The 17,408-nt window shown below is 38.2% G+C and carries 18 protein-coding genes; 4 read left to right on the top strand and 14 right to left on the bottom strand.

The genetic code is table 11. From position 1 onward, the window contains the following. Positions 1 to 25 precede the first annotated feature (25 nt). From htpG to DI060_RS17560, 10 genes are read right to left on the bottom strand one after another with little or no spacing between them, the layout of a single operon-like run. A complete protein-coding gene (gene htpG / locus DI060_RS17605; protein WP_108978312.1) occupies positions 26 to 1,861 on the bottom strand; it encodes a molecular chaperone HtpG in 1,836 nt (611 codons plus the stop codon). Then, on the bottom strand, positions 1,858 to 3,453 hold the full coding sequence (locus DI060_RS17600; RefSeq protein WP_108978311.1) for a BatD family protein: 1,596 nt from the start codon (positions 3,451 to 3,453) through the stop codon (positions 1,858 to 1,860). The genes htpG and DI060_RS17600 overlap by 4 nt, the downstream gene beginning before the upstream one ends. Then, positions 3,437 to 5,107 (bottom strand): VWA domain-containing protein BatB, encoded by a 1,671-nt coding sequence (batB, locus tag DI060_RS17595; RefSeq protein ID WP_108978310.1) that lies wholly within the window; start codon positions 5,105 to 5,107, stop codon positions 3,437 to 3,439. Before batB ends, DI060_RS17600 begins: the two co-directional genes overlap by 17 nt. Before the next feature lies 1 nt (position 5,108). Then, positions 5,109 to 6,065, bottom strand: coding sequence for a VWA domain-containing protein BatA (batA, locus tag DI060_RS17590; protein ID WP_108978309.1), 957 nt, complete (start codon positions 6,063 to 6,065; stop codon positions 5,109 to 5,111). Next, the gene (locus tag DI060_RS17585; RefSeq protein WP_108978308.1) at positions 6,066 to 6,911 is read right to left on the bottom strand and encodes an LB_053 family protein; all 846 of its coding nucleotides are present in this window, start codon (positions 6,909 to 6,911) and stop codon (positions 6,066 to 6,068) included. Further along, a complete protein-coding gene (locus DI060_RS17580) occupies positions 6,911 to 7,732 on the bottom strand; it encodes a DUF58 domain-containing protein (protein ID WP_108978307.1) in 822 nt (273 codons plus the stop codon). The genes DI060_RS17585 and DI060_RS17580 overlap by 1 nt, the downstream gene beginning before the upstream one ends. Before the next feature lie 4 nt (positions 7,733 to 7,736). Then, positions 7,737 to 8,717, bottom strand: a complete 981-nt coding sequence (locus tag DI060_RS17575) for an AAA family ATPase (protein ID WP_108978306.1) — start codon at positions 8,715 to 8,717, stop codon at positions 7,737 to 7,739. Then, the gene (locus tag DI060_RS17570; protein ID WP_108978305.1) at positions 8,708 to 10,033 is read right to left on the bottom strand and encodes an LIC20035 family adhesin; all 1,326 of its coding nucleotides are present in this window, start codon (positions 10,031 to 10,033) and stop codon (positions 8,708 to 8,710) included. The genes DI060_RS17575 and DI060_RS17570 overlap by 10 nt, the downstream gene beginning before the upstream one ends. Then, positions 10,030 to 10,572, bottom strand: a complete 543-nt coding sequence (locus DI060_RS17565; protein ID WP_108978304.1) for a PaaI family thioesterase — start codon at positions 10,570 to 10,572, stop codon at positions 10,030 to 10,032. Before DI060_RS17565 ends, DI060_RS17570 begins: the two co-directional genes overlap by 4 nt. Next, positions 10,556 to 11,416, bottom strand: a complete 861-nt coding sequence (locus tag DI060_RS17560) for an alpha/beta fold hydrolase (protein ID WP_108978303.1) — start codon at positions 11,414 to 11,416, stop codon at positions 10,556 to 10,558. The genes DI060_RS17565 and DI060_RS17560 overlap by 17 nt, the downstream gene beginning before the upstream one ends. A gap of 186 nt (positions 11,417 to 11,602) precedes the next feature. Here DI060_RS17560 and DI060_RS17555 point away from each other — a divergent pair, with 186 nt between their 5' ends. Together DI060_RS17555 and DI060_RS17550 are read left to right on the top strand one after the other, a co-directional pair. Continuing rightward, the gene (locus DI060_RS17555; RefSeq protein WP_135355095.1) at positions 11,603 to 11,923 is read left to right on the top strand and encodes a hypothetical protein; all 321 of its coding nucleotides are present in this window, start codon (positions 11,603 to 11,605) and stop codon (positions 11,921 to 11,923) included. Next, on the top strand, positions 11,920 to 12,168 hold the full coding sequence (locus DI060_RS17550) for a hypothetical protein (RefSeq protein ID WP_108978301.1): 249 nt from the start codon (positions 11,920 to 11,922) through the stop codon (positions 12,166 to 12,168). The genes DI060_RS17555 and DI060_RS17550 overlap by 4 nt, the downstream gene beginning before the upstream one ends. Here the strand turns inward: DI060_RS17550 and DI060_RS17545 are convergent. From DI060_RS17545 to DI060_RS17530, 4 genes are read right to left on the bottom strand one after another with little or no spacing between them, the layout of a single operon-like run. Continuing rightward, complete coding sequence (locus DI060_RS17545) at positions 12,165 to 13,421, bottom strand: NAD(P)/FAD-dependent oxidoreductase (RefSeq protein WP_108978300.1); 1,257 nt, start codon at positions 13,419 to 13,421, stop codon at positions 12,165 to 12,167. The genes DI060_RS17550 and DI060_RS17545 overlap by 4 nt on opposite strands. Then, a complete protein-coding gene (locus DI060_RS17540) occupies positions 13,418 to 13,915 on the bottom strand; it encodes a low molecular weight protein-tyrosine-phosphatase (RefSeq protein WP_244594492.1) in 498 nt (165 codons plus the stop codon). Before DI060_RS17540 ends, DI060_RS17545 begins: the two co-directional genes overlap by 4 nt. After that, positions 13,912 to 14,601: a M48 family metallopeptidase gene (locus tag DI060_RS17535; RefSeq protein ID WP_282097158.1), complete on the bottom strand. Its 690-nt coding sequence runs from the start codon at positions 14,599 to 14,601 to the stop codon at positions 13,912 to 13,914. Before DI060_RS17535 ends, DI060_RS17540 begins: the two co-directional genes overlap by 4 nt. Positions 14,602 to 14,623: 22 nt before the next feature. Then, positions 14,624 to 15,649 (bottom strand): putative porin, encoded by a 1,026-nt coding sequence (locus tag DI060_RS17530; RefSeq protein ID WP_108978297.1) that lies wholly within the window; start codon positions 15,647 to 15,649, stop codon positions 14,624 to 14,626. 139 nt (positions 15,650 to 15,788) lie between these two features. Between DI060_RS17530 and DI060_RS17525 the strand changes: the two genes are divergently transcribed. Beyond that, positions 15,789 to 16,712, top strand: a complete 924-nt coding sequence (locus DI060_RS17525; RefSeq protein ID WP_108978296.1) for a ParA family protein — start codon at positions 15,789 to 15,791, stop codon at positions 16,710 to 16,712. Then, the gene (locus tag DI060_RS17520) at positions 16,696 to 17,403 is read left to right on the top strand and encodes a ParB/RepB/Spo0J family partition protein (RefSeq protein ID WP_108978295.1); all 708 of its coding nucleotides are present in this window, start codon (positions 16,696 to 16,698) and stop codon (positions 17,401 to 17,403) included. Before DI060_RS17525 ends, DI060_RS17520 begins: the two co-directional genes overlap by 17 nt. Positions 17,404 to 17,408 lie beyond the last annotated feature (5 nt).

Here is a 17,408-nt window from a genome sequence, read left to right as displayed (position 1 = left end):
GGCAAAGAAAAATCAGAAGAGAAGTTTAATTTTTGTTTAGAATTTCCTCCAAAAAGGAAACTGTACGTTTGGTATACTCTGACAAATCATGATCAGTCATTGCCTTTGCGGAAAGCAGAGCTAGGTCATAAATTTGTTCTGCCAATCGTTTTCCTTTTTCGGGATTTACACCTTCAAACTCTCGTAATGCGGCCTTAACTAGCCCAGAATTTAGATTCACAACGAGAGTATGATTTTTTAATATTTTGCTGGTTTCTTCTCTGTTCATCATAGAATTCATCTCTGTCATTCTACGCATAAATTCAGGGAGTAGAATGACGGCAGGAACAGATTGAGATTTTAAGGTTTCGGTTTTGATCTCAATCCCCTCTCTATGTACAGAAGTTTTGAAGAATGCAAGGATTCTATCGGATTCGGTTTTGTTGTTGGCATCTACGATACCTGGAGAAGCTTCTTTGTCTACTATCTGATCGGCAAGGTCAGCATCAACTCTTTGGAATTTCCAATCGGGATTTTTCATTTCCAAATGTTGGATTAAGTGTGTATCAATTTTTGAATCCACTAATATTGCTTCAAGGCCTTGGGTTTTTAAAAGATCCATATAAACAGAACTAATTTCTGTTTCATTGGCATAGTAGATTTTGTTTTGATTCTTTTCTTTGTTTTTTTCCCAGTATTCATTTAGAGTAGAGAACCCACCCTCTGAATTTTTAAATACCAAACTATCTTTCATCGAGTCGTAGAATTTTTCATCTGTGAGGACTCCGTATTTTACGAAAAGTGCAATGTCTGGCCAATTCTTTTGGTATTCTTCTCGGTTCTTTTTGAAGTCATCTGTTAAGCGATCGGCCACCTTTTTGATGATGTGATTGGATATCTTTTTTACCAATGGATCATTTTGTAGATAGGATCGGGAAACATTGAGTGGAAGATCGGGAATATCGATAGTTCCTTTTAGGATGGTTAGGAATTGAGGGATCAACTCATTTGCATTGTCACTGACAAAGACATGGTTACAAAAGAGTTTGATGCCGTTTTTCGATGCATCCAATTCATGTGTAAGTCTCGGAAAATACAAAATGCCTTGGAGCCTAAACGGATAGTCAACATTTAAGTGGATATGAAAGAGCGCATCACCCGAAAATGGAAATAGATAGTTGTAGAAATCCTTGTAGTCATCCGGCTTTAGTTTGGATGGTTCTTCGGACCAAAGTGGCTTTTCGCGATTGGCTTTTTCGCTGTCTACGAAGATTGGAACGGGTAAAAAGTCACAGTATCTTTTAATCAGATCCTTTAACTTCCATTTGTCGAGATACTCTCCAGACTCCGCATCTAAATAAAGCGTAATTTTGGTACCTCGTCCCTCCTTTTCTATTTTGGAAATGGAGAAATCGGTCCCAGATTCACTTTCCCAAAGTACAGGTGATTCACCTTTTCGATACGACTTGGTTTCTATTGTTACTTTTTGGGAGACCATAAAACAAGAATAAAATCCCAGACCAAAGTGTCCTATGATCTCAGCTTTGTTTTCCGAATTCTGGTAATGTTTTGCAAAGTCAGTTGCACCTGAAAAAGCAATTTGATTGATGTATTTTTTGACCTCATCGGCAGACATCCCAATGCCGTTGTCTTCGATGACGAGAGTCCTTTTATCTTTGTCAAAGCTCAGGTCAATGCGGTAATCTGTTCCTCCTTCAAATTCTTCTTGGAGAGAAACTTTTTTTAATTTACTGATCGCATCGCAGGCGTTAGATACAAGCTCTCTGATAAAGATATCCTTTTCGGAATAGAGCCATTTTTTAATGATCGGGAATATATTTTCTGTTTCAACGCTTATCTTACCTTTTTCTTCTGCTGTCATATCATACTCCTTTCATTTAAAATTTTAAAAATAGATTGGATTTTGTTTTGGTCTTTTCGACCCAATTCTTTCATTCTCTCAAACCATGATTTGGAAGGCGAAGAGGACTGCAACTGAAGCAAAAATTGGATTTCTGTTTCTGGAAGTCCTTTGCCTTTCAGATAATCGCTTAAGAAAATTCCTTTTTTTTGTCCAAGGATTTCTTCCATTTCCTTCCATACTACTTTCTGTTTTTGTTCGGCCTGTAGTTTTAACCAGCTCCCAAACATAACGGCACTAAATACGATTAGGCCAATAGACCAGAGAAAGTAGTTCGAGAGGGAAAAAGAAGGATCCTTCTTAGGTTTAGACAGAGTTCTATCTGGTTTTGGCTCTACCTGAATGGAAGGGAGTTTTAGCTCCCGAATTTCATATCGATTTTCTTTCGGAAGGAAGAAGACTATCTTAGCCTTTGGAAGTTGTCTCTCGCCAATGCCATTCGGCTCCCAACTGTATTGAAAGCTGACTTCGGAATAGAAGCCATACTCTCCAGAGGGGAGTCGTTGGAAGGATTTTTTCTTGGACTTTGAAATGAAATGTATGCTATCCTCGAATCCCTTTAGTTCTAAAGGAGGCTCGATGCCAGCTCCAGTGCCCTCCCCTTTCACCAATATCGTAAAATAATAGGGTTCCTTGTCGTAGGCCTTTCTGTTGGGAAAAGAATGCGAAATGGTATAGTCACCAATGGCTCCTTGGTAACCAATAGGGCTTGGTTTAGGTAAAGGCTTCACTTCAATCATCGCAGGTTTTACGGGGAGAGAGTCGTGGACCGCTCCAAATTGTAATCCGTCACCAACAACAAACTTGGTTTCACCTAATTGAAATCGACCGGGTTTGAGTGGAGTAAGGGAATAGATTTCTTTTCCGTAGACCAAGGTTCTACGTAGTAGACCATCTTTTAATACTTCTGGTTCAATTTGAACGGTTACACCTTGTAAGGTTTCCGAAAGAAAAAAAGGATAAGATATTGAGCGGTTTGGATCTCTTTCTAGGTAGGGGCGATTCATATTGGAATAGTATAGTACATAGTATCCGATTACAGGTTCCCCCAGATAACAGTTGTATTTATTTAACTGAAATCCAACCTCAGGTTTCTCATTCGGCCCAAAGTCGGGTTCCATACCTTGCAAAAGTTGATCGATCAAACTTTGAGGTCTCTGTGACCTTACTTTAGGTCGGGTGGGTAGGACCTCAAAAAAAAGGTCGGGACTTTCTATGGTTTCATTTCCTATGAGTACAATAATCTTGGGAACTTGGTGTTTTCCAACTTTATCACTCGATACTTGGTATTTTAATAATTTACTTTTTGAAACTTTAAAATTGATGATTTGTGTTTCGGACGAATGGCCTAAGAAATATACTTGCACGTGTTTACTTTCATATCGTTTCTGGACAGGTTGTAAATCCGCATCTCCTTGGTATTTTACATGCAGTATAGCAACTTCTCCTGCCTCAATTTGTGATGGTTCTAAATAAAACTGTACATTCTGTGCACTGAGAACTCCAAAAGAGAAGAGGAATAAAAAAAAGACAGACCTACCAAAATTTTTCATTGTCCGAACTCCCTCCGTAATTCGGTTTCTTTTTTAAAATTGAGTTTGGATCAAATTGTTCCATCATTTTGTCGGCTGTGTTTTGTTCATCACTCCTCTCCTGATTTTTTGGTTTTTGTTCCTGTTGGTTTCTTTCCTTGGGGCTCTGTTTCTGCTCTTCTTGTTTACTACTTTCGTCCTGTCTTTGTGAGTTTTGTTTTGCCTTGGATTTTTGTTTTAAAAATTCCAAATTTCGTTTGCTGGGTTCATGATTTGGGTTGATTCGAAGGGCTTGTTCGTAGCTTTTGAAAGCATTTTTGAGATCATTTTTTTTAAAGTAAGAATTCCCTTGGTTGTAAAGAGCTTTCGCCTTTGTGTCTGGGCTAGAGTGTTGGTCTTCGATTACTTCTTGGTTGAGTTTGATGGATTCATCATATTGGCCTAGCTCGTGTTCAACGTCGGCTTTATTGAATTTTAAGCGATGGTCCTCTTTGAAATAAGTCTCCGCATTTTGGTAGGCTTCCTTAGATTCTTTGAATTTTTTTTCTCCAAAGAATTCTTTTCCTTCTTTAATTCGATTTCCACCTGGATCTAGTTCCCAAGCGTGCACTGGACTTAAACTCATTGCATATAGGATCAAGATGGCGCCCAAGGAATGTTTCAAATAGGTGAAGTGGTACATTCTAAAAAATAAACCTAGCAGAAATAAAATGGCAGAGATTGCCAAAAAAGGACCTGCCCCCTCTTCTTTTTGGATTTGAGAAATCAATTGAGACTTATTTTTTTTCATCGAATCAATATGATTTAGAAAATGCCCGATACCAAGATTATCAAAACTTAGGTCATACACTTTACCATTGCTTCGTGCTGCAATCTCGTTCAGGTAATCGAAGTTTGCCTTACTAATGATCAGATCTGGATCGGAAGGATTCTGGCTTAATTTCCCTGACTGAGTTACATATCCAGAGGTATTAAGATCTGGATTTCCAAAACGAATCAGTCCCCCTTCCTCAGTACCTAATCCCCATACAATTAGATCAGCTTGCCACGGAATTGGTTTGGATGATTCTTGTTCTTCTCCATCGGAAATCAGGACAATGAGTCTATTTTTCCATATTTTATCGCTATCCAACATCCGAGAAGCGCGTTCGAAAGCCTGGGACATGTCTGTTCCTTTTTTGGCAACAAGGTCTACACCCAAAGCCTCCACATAATCGCTGAAAGCTGACACATCGGTTGTCATAGGACAGAAGGAAAACGAGCTGCCTGCGAAGGCTATGATTCCCAGCCGATTTCCGACTAGGTCGGGCGCAGTAGAGAGTAGAATGTCTTTGGCTCGGGAAAGCCTTGAGGGGGGAACATCTAATGCCTCCATCGAAAGGCTAACATCCACTAGGAACAAAATATCCACAGATTCCTTTCGTTGGTTCGACTCTACTTGGTTTGCTTTTGTATAGAAGAGAGACATGAAAGCAAATCCCAGAGAAAAGAGAATCAGTGTATTGGAAAGGGAAAGGATTTTTAAATTGGGCAGTCGAAAATGTTCCGAGAGAAAAGGCCTTTCTTTCAAATATCTCTTTGCATAGATAAGGAGGCTTAACTTACCAAAAAATAAAAATGCAAAGAGGCTTATGGCCAGTATTCCTAAGATCTTTACACTAACGAAAGTTTCCATACTAAAGACGTTCCTTCCAAGGAAATACCTTCATTATTGTACTCACAACCATCACGAGAAAAAACCAAAAGAGTACCTCGGGAAATTCTGTCTTTGCAACTTGGCTTGGTTTTTTGGGGAGTATATCCTTTTCCAAACTATCAATTTCATTTAAGACTTCTTGCAAATCTTCGGGAGATTCTGCTCTGTAAAATCTTCCACCAGTCTCGGTAGAGATTTTTTGTAAGGCATCATAGTTTACCTCAAATTGAGACTCCTCTTTGCCAATGCCTATCGAATAGACTTTAGTTTTATAAGCCTTGGTTGTAAAAGATGCTGTATCCGGATCCACTTTCCCTGTGTTGGATACTCCATCTGTTAGAAGAACAATCACTTTTGATTTTGCTTGTGAATTTTTAAGTCGGTAAGTTGAAAGCATCAATGCATCTCCAATTGCCGTGCCTTGTTCTTCAATACTAGTTTCATTTACTTCGTCAATCAATTGGAGCAATGTTTCTCGATCACTTGTCAGCGGCGATTGTAGATAAGCAGCACCTGCAAATACGACAAAACCAAGTCTATCTTCTTTTCGTTTTTGGATAAACTCTTTGAGTAATGATTTTGAAACAGTGAGTCGGTTGTAGGGCAAAAAATCATAACTTTGAACCATGGAACCTGAAATATCCAAGGCAAGGATGATATCTATGCCATTTGTCTCATCTGGGCTCAATGTATATTTTGTACCTGGTCCGGCAGAGGCAAAAATCAATAGCCCTCCTGCCAAAAATAAAAGCGAATCCAAGAAGATTCCAAAACGATTATAAAAAAAAGATATGGTTTCCGATATTTGATTTTTTTCAGCTCGATTCCATTCTCCTTTTAAGATTTGAGAAAAACTTTTTTTGTATAGGGAATAAAATAAAACTCCAAGAAGGGGAATAAACAGCAATAGAAGGTAAGGTCTTTGGAACTCGTTCATTTATAACTTAAGCTTCTCAATCCAGGATGCGACTAATCTCTGCGCATCCTTTTGGTTTAGGTCTATTTCAAATTCTGTATACTTATGTTCTCGAAAAAAATTTCTTAGCTCTCTGAGATTTGATTCTTCTGCACCATAATGATCATATAGATAAGATAGGAATTCAGAATCGGTTAGGTGGTGCAATTTTGCCTGCAGTTTATGGGAAAACTCCCATTTGATATAGCTAGTGAAAAGATAGGTAAGTTGTCTGGATGATAGCTGTGGAGAGTTCAGATAAGAGTCCAATTCATTCTTTAATTGGACATGCTTTTCTAAGTTTGCCACTGGTTGCCAGGTGGCATCGACAATCTTGATCCTACGTTTCCACATCAAATACAGTGAATAGATAAGATATAAAGAGAGAAATAAGATCAGTAAAACTAAAACTAGTCGGTACCAGTATGTACCAGAGAAAAGTAAGGGGGGTTCATTCGGATCAATATCCGACTCTCTCCCATCTAACCTAGATTTGATCATCAATTTTAGGTCAGATTTTTTTTGGTTTCCTGATTCCATCCATTCAACAGGCAGAGAAAACTGACCAGCTTCATAAAATCTTAATTCTAATGAGAGGTTTTTTGAGTCTTTTTTTGCCGAAATAACTGAAAAGAGAGGTAATTCTTCTCCTTCTAAAATAAAGTCACCTTCAGGATAGATCAGTTGCTCGGGAAGTGAGTCAGGAAATGTTAAGTTGTATTCAAAGGTATCTCCAACAAATATTTCTTTTGTTGAAATTGTTTCGGTAGCCTTTGCTTTTAACCCGGGAACTAAGAATAGAGTTAAAATGATCAAAAATACTTTCATCACTGTTTCCTTGACAGAAGAGAAAAAACTTGATTAGCCAATTTCTCTTCCGGTCTTATGAAAGCTATCTTGTGGTGAAAAGTTCTTTGAAACTGCAATCTATCTGTATGCAATCTCGAGGCATTTGTTCGGATATTCCCTGATTCAGAATCTATGACTTGGAAAATATTAAACCAAAATGGAAGTGGTTCTTCCGTTTCTTTGGAATCTATCCAAATCCCATAGTTTTCCCATCGTTGGAAAAAAGAATATCTTGAGGAAAACCCATCAAAGTAAGTGAAATCAGAGAGCCAGTAGGTCACACAAAATTTTGGGTGGATCTTTGCTAGGTAATCGAAAGCCGTTTTGTAGTTTGTGTTTTGATCATCATTCGAATGGATAATGCTTTGTAGCCATTGGAAGGCAAGATAGGCATCGTTTTCTCTTTTGATCGTCTTTGCGTAGTGATAAAGTTTCCCTGAAAAGCCTATGATTTGAATCCGATTTCCCAATTTAGAATGGAATAAAGTAAGAAAATACAAAATTTGTAATGAAGCCTTACGTTTAAGCGTCTTCATCGAGGCCGAAATATCGATCAAAATGAAAATCGGGACATCCTCCTCAGAATAAAATTCTTTTAGATGAAATTCTCCAGTGCGCGAAGTAACATTCCAATCGATATAACGCGTGTCATCTCCAGCCACATAAGGTCTAACCTCTTTAAAATCAAGTCCCCTACCATGACTTTTCGCAAAAAAGTTTCCAAAATGGCCAGAATTATATTTTGTCTTTGTTTCCCATTTTGCAACTTCAAGAAGTTTCTTTAAATCGGAATCTAACATATGTTTAAGGAACTTCAGTAATACTCAAAACTCTTTTTAGAATGGAATCTATTTGAACATCTTCCGTAATTGCATCTAGTGAAAGCTGCATTCTATGCCCAACAATGATTGGAAAAAAACGAATGATGTCTTCAGGGATTACAAAATCGCGACCTTCAAAGATTGCTGAAATGCGTGAAACTCTCAATAGAGATAAACTTGCTCTTGGACTTGCGCCAAACTTAATATACGATTTTAAGTCTGAGTCAGATGTGTCCTCGGGGCGGGTATTTCGAATCAATCGAACGATGTACTGGGAAAGCTTCTCGTCAATAAATACCTTGTTTGAGGTCTCGGATATTTCTGTTAACTCGTTTATGTGAATGACGGGTTTGGATGTTTCATTTAGAGAGCCAACTCTACCATGCAAATTTAAGATCCGTAGCTCCTCTTCTTCTTTGGGATAAGGTACTTGAATTTTGAACAAAAATCGATCTAGCTGAGCCTCTGGTAATGGGTAGGTACCGTCTTGTTCAATAGGATTTTGTGTGGCCATTACAAAAAACGGATCTTCCAGAGTAAATGTTTGGTCTCCAATGCTCACTTGCCGTTCTTCCATACACTGCAGTAAGGCTGATTGTACTTTGGCTGGAGCTCGATTGATTTCGTCCGCTAACAATACGTTGGTAAAGATTGGGCCTTTTCTGATCTCAAAATTTGTAGTTTTTGGGTTAAAAATATTTGTTCCAGTGAGATCGGCCGGCAATAAATCGGGTGTGAACTGGACTCTCTTGAACTTGGCATCTACACAACTAGCCAAGCGTTTTGCCAATAGAGTTTTAGCTAAACCAGGCATACCTTCCAAAAGCACATGGCCTCTCGCCACCAAACCAATCAAAAGTGGATCTATGACAGTAGACATGCCGGCGATACTTTGGGCCAGCTCGCCTTTGACTTTTTGAATAATAGATTGAGATTGTGAAATCTTATTTTGTTCTATTGACATTGTGTTGCAGTTAATTTAGGTTTAGGTGCATCCAACATATAGTATTCTTTTTTTCCTTCGATGATCCAACAGCCCATCTTCCTACCAGAGGGGTCAACAGGACCCTTTCCTAATTCTTTTCCATTTTCTGAAAACTCAGTGGCATCGTCCTTATCTCGAATTACCATTCTTTTTTTACCTGATGGATAAAAGTAAATGAAGGGTATGCTAGGTTTATAATTTAATTTCAAATCGCCTGAAGTTTCATCAATCTTTATTAGAGAGAAAAAAAGTTTTCCATCACCGAGTATCTTTCCCTCTCGATCAAAAATCTTTGCGGATTCAAACATACTTTCGTTGGCCATGATTCCATCATAAGCCACCTGTCCATTGTTATAGTAAAATTTCCAATTACCCGTACGAGTGTGTTTTCTCTGTCCTGTTCCAAACAAAGCACCATTTGCATAGTATTCTTTCCAGATTCCAGTGCGTTCATGTTTAATTTCAGCATCAGCACTGACACCTTCTTTAGCCGAATACGGCCCTTCCGCCAATAAATTCCCAAGTCCGCCATACAATTTCCATTGTCCAGAACGCGCGCCATTTTGGTAATTCCCTTGCGACTCGATCTTTCCGTCTTTGTAATAATTGGTTTCGCTACCTTGTTTTTGGCCTTTTTGGAAGCTAACAACTGTCTTTACACCATTTCCATCTATGCCTGTGAAGTAAAAGGTCCACTCCCCTTCTTCTTCATTATCTTTATAGGTTCCTTTTTCGAGCCATTCTCCCTTTGTAGTTTTTTTCCAGTATCTGCCGTTGCGTTTGTCATCACTAAACTCGGTCTCGCTGATCAAATTGCCAGATTTGTCGTAAGATTTTGCTACACCTTCTTTTTTGCCATCGACCCAAGGAACTTCCGCTAACGTTCTGTTTGGTGAATCTGGATCAGGTTTTTTCCATATACCTACTTTTTTCCCATCTAAAAATTCGCCATATGAGTCCAAAATAGATTTGAATTTTTTGTTCTCTGGAGTGGAGCCTTCTTGTTCAAATTGTAAGTATTCTTCCCATGCCCCGTGTTTCACGAGAGACTTAATTTTTGCAGGTGCAAATTTTTCTGCCTGTGCAGGCGTACATTTTGCCCCACCACACTCTGCCTTTACTTCACCCTTTGCCCTGATTCCTCCAGAGTTTTTAAACCTTTCCGTCCGAATGAATTTGCCATCCTTGAATTGTAACTCAAACTCTTCGACGTTTTCACTTGAATCTGTTTGAGACAAGGATGCACAAGCATGTAGAGAAATGATGGTGATTGTTAGTAGAATTTTTTGGATCATGAACCTATCCTTTCAAATAAATGAGCTCGATGTAATTTATTAATATTAAGTAAATCCAAAGCAACTGAGTTTTTTTCTCCAGTTAGTTTCTCTGAAAAAAAACGCGGTGGTAGGATGTGGAATGCCCCCTCCCCTTTTACATACAGGATTGACCCATCTAATGATTTGATCTCACATTCCAGAAAAACTTTCCGTTTCTCTTTTTTGATCGGCCAGGCCCTTATAAACAGCTCTCTCTCTACAGGCGTTGCTTTATGGAATTTAAATCCCATGGTATCTGTCATTACGATATAACCCAAATGAAAACAGAGCGCCCCCATTGATTCGTCTAATAGTGTTGAAAGAATACCACCATGCACAAAATTTGGTGCTCCATTGAACATTTGTTTAAAAAGATAGTTAAACTTTACCTCACCTGATTCTTCATCGAATGTAAAATCCGCATTCAAACCAATTTGGTTTTCCTTACCACACCCATAACAGGTTGAATGGTGAATTTCATAGCCATGAATGGATGGCTTCCTATTGTTCTCGGACATTTGAGCTTTCACTTAAAAATTTTTTCATTTCGTTTGCTATGGGTTCTGGGTCATCTAGGTGAAGATGGTGACCACCTTCTAATAAGACTTCTTTAAAGTTTCGTATTGCATTTTTTCTTTCTTCAAAAATTTGAGAGATTGGGTACATGGATTGCTTCCCCAGTAACAGGAGAGTTGGGCATTGGATGTTTTTGCAAAAAGAGATGACATGCTCTTCTGTCAATCGTATCAGGGAATTGTAATGCAGTCTTAAATCTCTCCTAGGTCGTAATCCCTTCGGCCCCTTCTCTAATCCTCTATCCATTAGAATTTCAACAGATTCTTTTTTCATATCTCCTGCCCTCATTCGGATTGCAATGGCGGAATCCCAATCAGGAAAATATGTTTCCTTCTTTCCTCTTGGATGTAAAATTTGAGAGATCGCTTCTTTCATAATTTCGGGAGCTTTTTTTGGCTCAGAAGTCATAGGACCTAATGCTTCAATTAGAACCAAATGACTTAATTCCAATACTTCCAGCCCGGCAACTAACGTACAAATGGCGGCCCCCATCGAGTGCCCCAATAAAATAAAATCTTTTAGGCCTAAAACTTGAGATACCGCGATAATTTCTAAAGCATATTCAACGAAATGGTAAATCGTTCCATCAGGTTTGTGGGAGGATTTACCATGTCCAGGGAAATCCAAAGAGATAAAGCGATAGTCTGGGAAGTGTTCCGCAAGGGGTAGAAAAGTATTCGCATTGTCTAGCCATCCATGGAATGCGAGAATGGTCTTTCCCTGCGGATTACCAGTCTCCCAACCTTCAATGTTGTGGAATTTTGTCTTGATGGAAATCGGTTCCATACGTTAAGACTTACTATTCCAAATCAAAAGTAAAACAAATAAATGATTGAATTTGCCGATCCTTTTGTATCCACTTCTTGTATGAGATGGATTTGGATCATTATATCATTAACGTTCACCCTTAATTTGTACTCGCAAGAGGATTCGATCAATAAAGCTTGTAAGACCTTTTCGGACTGTAGCGCAATGGCTGAAAAAACAGATATCCACAGAAAAAAGATTAGTTTTTATAATAAAGCGATTGCATTGTTTGAGGCAAAGGACGGTGTAAAAAATAAAGCAAGAGTTCATTTAAAGCGAGCAAATTCCCTTATTCGAGAGGCAAAGGGTGACACAGGATATAAAGGGGAGATCGCACTTAAAGTAACTCACAAGCCAGAATACAAAAAAGGCCAATTTGATAAGGCGAAAGCTGATCTTAATGTGGTAGAACCTACATTAGCCGAACTCGATTCACAAGATGTTGCTCTTTTTTCTGAGTTGAAAAAAATACTAGAAGAAGAATGAAAGTATCTTTCCTTCTCTTCATGCTATTGATGCATTGTAATCTCTCAAGAGAAGACCAGATCAAAGAAGAATGTAAAAAACAAAGAGCCTTCGCCTATCAATATATATTGCCCCTACTAGACCGATTTTCGACTGACTCAGATAGGGCAAGAGCAGGCACTATCTTTGCTATCAATATTGAATATACAAACCAACAATGCAATTCGGAAGCAGAGAAAAACCGATACAATCTAAGATCTAATTAGGTGTTTGAAATATCTTCTTGTATGAGTCTAGCACCTCTTCTAACAGTTACGTAACTCCAAATCCAACTGATTAAGGTGCTAACCTTATTTTTAAACCCAACTTGGTAAACAAGGTGTACAAACAACCAACCTATCCAACCAATAAATCCTTTCAGCTTTAACTTTCCTATTTCTGCAATCGCATCGTTTTTACCAATCGTAGCCATATTGCCCTTATCAAAGTATTGGAAAGGTTTCAGTAATGAAGGTCTTGATTGTTGTCGGAGATAGTGGCCGACATATCTACCCTGTTGCATAGCAACAGGTGAAACCCCTGGCAATGGGCGATTCAATTGATACGAAAAATTTGCAGTATCTCCTATTGCAAAGATATCTTTCTGGTTTTTTACACGGCAATATTCATCTACAATGATACGTCCAGTTTTATCCTTTTCAAAAGATAGACTTTGTGAAAACGAAGATGCCTCAACCCCGGCAGCCCAAATGATGGTTTGTGTATTTATCCTTCTATCCTTTAGATCTAGACCTTTTTCATCAATAGATTGGACAGGAGAATTTACTAGAACCTCTACTCCCCTATCCTCAAGGCTTTTCTTTGTAAAATCGCTCAAACTTGTAGCAAAATTTGAAAGTAATCTTGGTCCTGCTTCAATTAAAGTAACTTTTGTCATTGCAGGATCGATCAATCGGAAATCTCTCCGCATACTATATCTTGACAGCTCAGCAATCGATCCTGCAAGCTCCACTCCTGTTGGTCCTCCACCAATAATTACATAGTTTAATAAACGTTTTGCGACATCTATATTCCCTGATAGCTCAGCTTCTTCAAAAGACATCAGAATTCTTCGCCGAAGATTTAAAGCATCTTTCAAATTTTTTAGTCCGTAAGTGTATTTTTGCCAATCTGCATTTCCAAAGTAACTCGTTTGAGCGCCTGTTGCGATCACAAGGTAATCGAAAGTTTCCTCTCGCCCAGAGAAGGAAATGGTTTTTGAGTCGAAGTTTATATGCTCAACTTTTGCCATGAATATTTTAACATTCTTATAATCTGTGGTTATCGATCTAGTTGGTATTGCTATATCGGCAGGAGAAAGAACTGCCGTTGCTACTTGGTATAATAAGGGCTGGAAAAGATGGTGATTTGTTCGATCTATTCCAATTACTTCAAAGTTTGGATCATTGCCCAAAGTTTTGATAACTTGTAGGCCGCCGAAACCGACGCCGATTACGATAACCTTTTTCTTGGATGTCATATACTCTGCCTTAGATAGGGATATTTTTCTTTCAAGAACTCAAGAAAACAAAAAGAAGCTTTTTCCACGATCAATTGAACTTCATCAAAATCCTTTGTGGTTCCATAATAAGGATCAGGAACTTCCTGGTATTCATCAGATTTATCAAATGATCTGAATAAAAATATTTTATTTAATATTGTATCTGAACTAACAGATTTCAATAGATATGCATAATTTGATTTGTCCATCGCAAGGATATAGTCAAAGATTTCCAAATCTCTTTGGAGGAATTTTCGCGATCGATGTGTAATTTCTTTATTTCTTTTTTTGGCTGCCAGTCTAGTTCTTGGGTCTGCAAGTTCTCCGTCGTGATAGCCAGAAGTACCGCAAGAATCTATCTCAAAAAAATTGCTGAGACCGCAATCTTTCACTAAGTTTGTAAAACTTGCTTCGGCGGCAGGTGATCGGCAGATATTGCCTAAACAAACAAATAAAATTTTGATTTTATTCACAGTAGATAGCAAAGTGTTTTTGATCGATCTGCTTTAAGCCATTTTTCTGATTTCATAAAATTTTTATCTAGTGCAGACAATAAATGCCAGAACGCTGTCGAATGATTGAATACTTTTGTATGTGTTGCTTCGTGAACGATGACATACTTTATGACTTCCATCGGGCAGAAAATTAGCCCAAGATTTAAAGAGATTTGGTGATTAGAGCTACAGCTTCCCCAAAGGGTTCTCATTTTTCTAATCTTTAAATCGTAGTTTTTAGTACCAATTTGTTTGAGAGCATCGGTTAAAATGGGACTGGCTATTTGTAAAAGCTCATTCTTCAGAAATGACAAGGCTCTAGTTCTAAAACCTGATTCTGATTTGATTCCTTTAATATTCAGGTAGAGTATGGTATTGCTTAATTTTGTTTCTTGATTTTTTGTATGTATTACTTGCCTTAATTTCCCAAAAATAGGTATTAAATCTCCATCTTTAAATTCTGCTCTCTTAGGATTGTGTTTTTTGTTATCTTGGAATTTTGCTTGTACCCAAGACTTTCTCTCCTGTAAGAATTCAATCACCTGGTTTTTTGGCATTCTATTTGGAATTCTTAAAATAATAAAGTTGTTTGGGTATATCGTAAGACTTATACTTTTCCCTCTACTTTTTCGCAATTCATAAGGGTAACCAAGATCAGGATACATTAGTGTTTGGTAATTTGTCACTTTAATCTGTTTCTTTTGGCGCATTCCAGTTAACTTTGTTTAACACACCTAACTCCACATTGAAGTCTTTGATATTTATGTGAGATTTGAAACCGCCAGATACATTGGCGAGAATATCTTCTCTAGTCAAACCTCCTCTTGCCTTGAAACTTCCTTCACTAAAAAACCGTCTATGCTCCAATTTTAAGTATGTCAGCCAACTATCGTTCAAGAGATAACCTGCCTCGATTGTCGACTGCCAGCCAAAGCCTATGTTGTCGGAAAGGAAATTAATGGATCTCTGGTAATGAAAATCCCTTGCCTTAACTCTTCCAATCGAGGGCTGAAAGCTGAAATCAAAATAATAGCCATCTCCCGAATATCGATACCCGCCACCCATAAAAAATTCGTATAGGTCATTTGACATGGATAGGCCGATTCCTATGGGTCCATAGAAGACTGGACGAGAGTCAATGAACTGATTTACATCGTAAAAAATATATTTAAAATAGGAATATCGAAAACCACTGCTTAAAAAGAAACCACTACCTTGTTTCCAATAATCTGGGCTTGCGTCCTGAAAATAATTTCGACCGAACAATTCTATTGAATCATGCCTTAGGGTGGACTTGCCGATCCCGTCAGCGAAATTCCGTGTTCCAGAAAAAACATGGGCCGAATCATAGTATGCCCATTCTCGAGTAGCTATTTGTGTAGTCTGTTCCTGGGAGGTGGATCCCATTATGAAGTCTTCATCTCTGGCAGTTCCGGAGGTTTGATTCCATCCTGAAGTTAATGCCTTTGTCCTAACTTCCCAATTTTTTTCAAAATATCCGACGTTAAATCCGAACTGTGTATAATCTCGGGTGAAAGATATTCGAGATCCTCCGCGGATACCCGAGAGATTTGGGAATCGATTTCCCGTTTCAAATACATATTCTCCACCGCTTCTGCCAAGGCTTGGACCCCAGATTACCTCCGAATAGGATGATTGGGATAGAGACAAGAGCAAAACAATGAATATTATCTTATGTTTTTTCAGGACCATTATTACACCGATTAGACACTTTAAATAGGGTAGGCGACCACAATTTTAGGGGTGAAATGATTTCACCCTAGTGTCATTGAGATGAGACATAATTAAATTGACAAGGCATTGAGAATTTTTTTTTCTTAGGAGAACGAACATGGAAGCTCAAATAGAATATAGTGCTAGCGAGGCATCCAAAATCTTAAAACTCGAAGAAAGGGAGTTTTTGGAAAGAGCTAAGAGTCTTAAAATACCTGGGATAAAATCAGGTAGATTTAAAGGCTCAGTGCTCATGAAGTACTTTAATGTTCCCGAAGAGTCTGAGTTTGATTCAACTATAATTGCCATCTCAAATCAGAAGGGCGGGGAGGGGAAAACTACTATCAGTCTCTATCTCTCTGAAGCCTTGGCCTTGCATTGCAAGGTTCTATTGGTTGATTGGGATCCACAAGCGAACGTAACTCAGTTGTATAGTAAGGAAGACGGACCTTCCATTATGGATTGTTTATCTTATCGAGGACGAAAACCTTTGGAATTGTCTAAAATCATTAAAGAGATTACGGACACTTTTCATATCGTACCCTCGAGTCTAGAATTGGCAAATTTAACTACTCCTTACGAAAGGGACGATTTTGAGTTACTCTCGGAGGCACTAATGCCAGTGAGATCGTCCTATGAATATATCATCATTGACTGTCCTCCCTCATTGGGATTGATTTTGGAGAATGCATTAATAGCAGCGGATTATGTTTTAGTTCCTATTCAAACGAGAGCATTTAGTTTACAAGGGATAAAGGATTTGTACGAAACAATTTCCAAAATCCAAAAAAAGGCAAACCAAAGGTTAAAACTATTGGGTGCAGTATTAAATCAATACGAATCTCAAAAGGCTTTAGCAGGTTTGGCAGAAGGCATAAAAAAATATTTTCCAGTTTTTGAAACCGTCATTCATCGGAGAGAATCGATTCCTCAGGCTCAAGCCAAGATGACTCCTCTCGCAAAAATTGATCAGAATACGCTGAAAAATTTTAAGGAATTGGCTAATGAATTAAAGGAGAAGTTAAATGTCCAAAAGAAGTGAGTTCAAAGCTCTGGACTTAATCTCTGCTTACACCGAGAAAAAAAATAATCCAAGTGTTATTGAGATGGAGCTTATTGTACCAAATCCCATTCAACCAAGATTAATTGGAAAAGAAGATGTAGAAGATTTGGTACTCTCCATGAAACGATTGGGTTTAATTGAGCCTATCATCGTACGCAAAGAAAAGAATCGTTATACAATTGTTGCTGGCGAAAGAAGATTTAGAGCCGCGACAAAGCTTGGTTGGTCTACTATTCCCGCGGTGGTTACTGATGCAGATGAGGATGTCTGCTATGAAATGGCATTAGCAGAGAATGAAAAAAGGAAAAATTTAAATCCTTGGGAAGTAGGTAGGGCGATTCAATATCTCAGGAAAGAGAAGAAAAAAACTGCGGATGAGGTCGCAGAATTACTGGGATACTCAGAAAGGTATATAAAACAACTTAGTTCAATTGCGAGATTAGACCAAAAATCAGTAATGGAACTTTTGATATCAGGAAAACCTCTTTCCGTTAAAAATTTGGAGTCTTTGCTTAAATCTAAAGAGAATAGAGGGGGTGAAATGGTTTCACCCCAAAAAAAACATCGATTCTCGCTCAGTTTGGATTTAAGCAAATTATCTTCAAAAAATAGAGAAAACTTACAGAAAGAAATCTCGAATATATTAAAAAAATATGGCTTATCCATCTAAAGAGG

The sequence above is a fragment of the Leptospira ryugenii genome (genome assembly GCF_003114855.1).
GTDB lineage: Bacteria > Spirochaetota > Leptospiria > Leptospirales > Leptospiraceae > Leptospira_A > Leptospira_A ryugenii.
Note: the sequence above shows the minus strand (reverse complement) of the source record. Positions and strands in the feature narration are given on the sequence as shown.

Bases quoted from the DNA above. Each gene is read 5' to 3' on its own strand.
- DI060_RS17555 (WP_135355095.1), top strand. From the start codon at position 11,603: ATGGCTGAAAAAACAGATATCCACAGAAAAAAGATTAGTTTTTATAAT.
- DI060_RS17545 (WP_108978300.1), bottom strand. From the start codon at position 13,421: ATGACATCCAAGAAAAAGGTTATCGTAATCGGCGTCGGTTTCGGCGGC.
- DI060_RS17575 (WP_108978306.1), bottom strand. From the start codon at position 8,717: ATGTCAATAGAACAAAATAAGATTTCACAATCTCAATCTATTATTCAA.
- DI060_RS17580 (WP_108978307.1), bottom strand. From the start codon at position 7,732: ATGTTAGATTCCGATTTAAAGAAACTTCTTGAAGTTGCAAAATGGGAA.
- DI060_RS17570 (WP_108978305.1), bottom strand. From the start codon at position 10,033: ATGATCCAAAAAATTCTACTAACAATCACCATCATTTCTCTACATGCT.
- htpG (WP_108978312.1), bottom strand. From the start codon at position 1,861: ATGACAGCAGAAGAAAAAGGTAAGATAAGCGTTGAAACAGAAAATATA.
- DI060_RS17525 (WP_108978296.1), top strand. From the start codon at position 15,789: ATGGAAGCTCAAATAGAATATAGTGCTAGCGAGGCATCCAAAATCTTA.
- DI060_RS17600 (WP_108978311.1), bottom strand. From the start codon at position 3,453: ATGAAAAATTTTGGTAGGTCTGTCTTTTTTTTATTCCTCTTCTCTTTT.
- DI060_RS17550 (WP_108978301.1), top strand. From the start codon at position 11,920: ATGAAAGTATCTTTCCTTCTCTTCATGCTATTGATGCATTGTAATCTC.
- DI060_RS17560 (WP_108978303.1), bottom strand. From the start codon at position 11,416: ATGGAACCGATTTCCATCAAGACAAAATTCCACAACATTGAAGGTTGG.
- DI060_RS17530 (WP_108978297.1), bottom strand. From the start codon at position 15,649: ATGGTCCTGAAAAAACATAAGATAATATTCATTGTTTTGCTCTTGTCT.
- batA (WP_108978309.1), bottom strand. From the start codon at position 6,065: ATGAACGAGTTCCAAAGACCTTACCTTCTATTGCTGTTTATTCCCCTT.
- DI060_RS17520 (WP_108978295.1), top strand. From the start codon at position 16,696: ATGTCCAAAAGAAGTGAGTTCAAAGCTCTGGACTTAATCTCTGCTTAC.
- DI060_RS17535 (WP_282097158.1), bottom strand. From the start codon at position 14,601: ATGTATCCTGATCTTGGTTACCCTTATGAATTGCGAAAAAGTAGAGGG.
- DI060_RS17565 (WP_108978304.1), bottom strand. From the start codon at position 10,572: ATGTCCGAGAACAATAGGAAGCCATCCATTCATGGCTATGAAATTCAC.
- batB (WP_108978310.1), bottom strand. From the start codon at position 5,107: ATGGAAACTTTCGTTAGTGTAAAGATCTTAGGAATACTGGCCATAAGC.
- DI060_RS17585 (WP_108978308.1), bottom strand. From the start codon at position 6,911: ATGAAAGTATTTTTGATCATTTTAACTCTATTCTTAGTTCCCGGGTTA.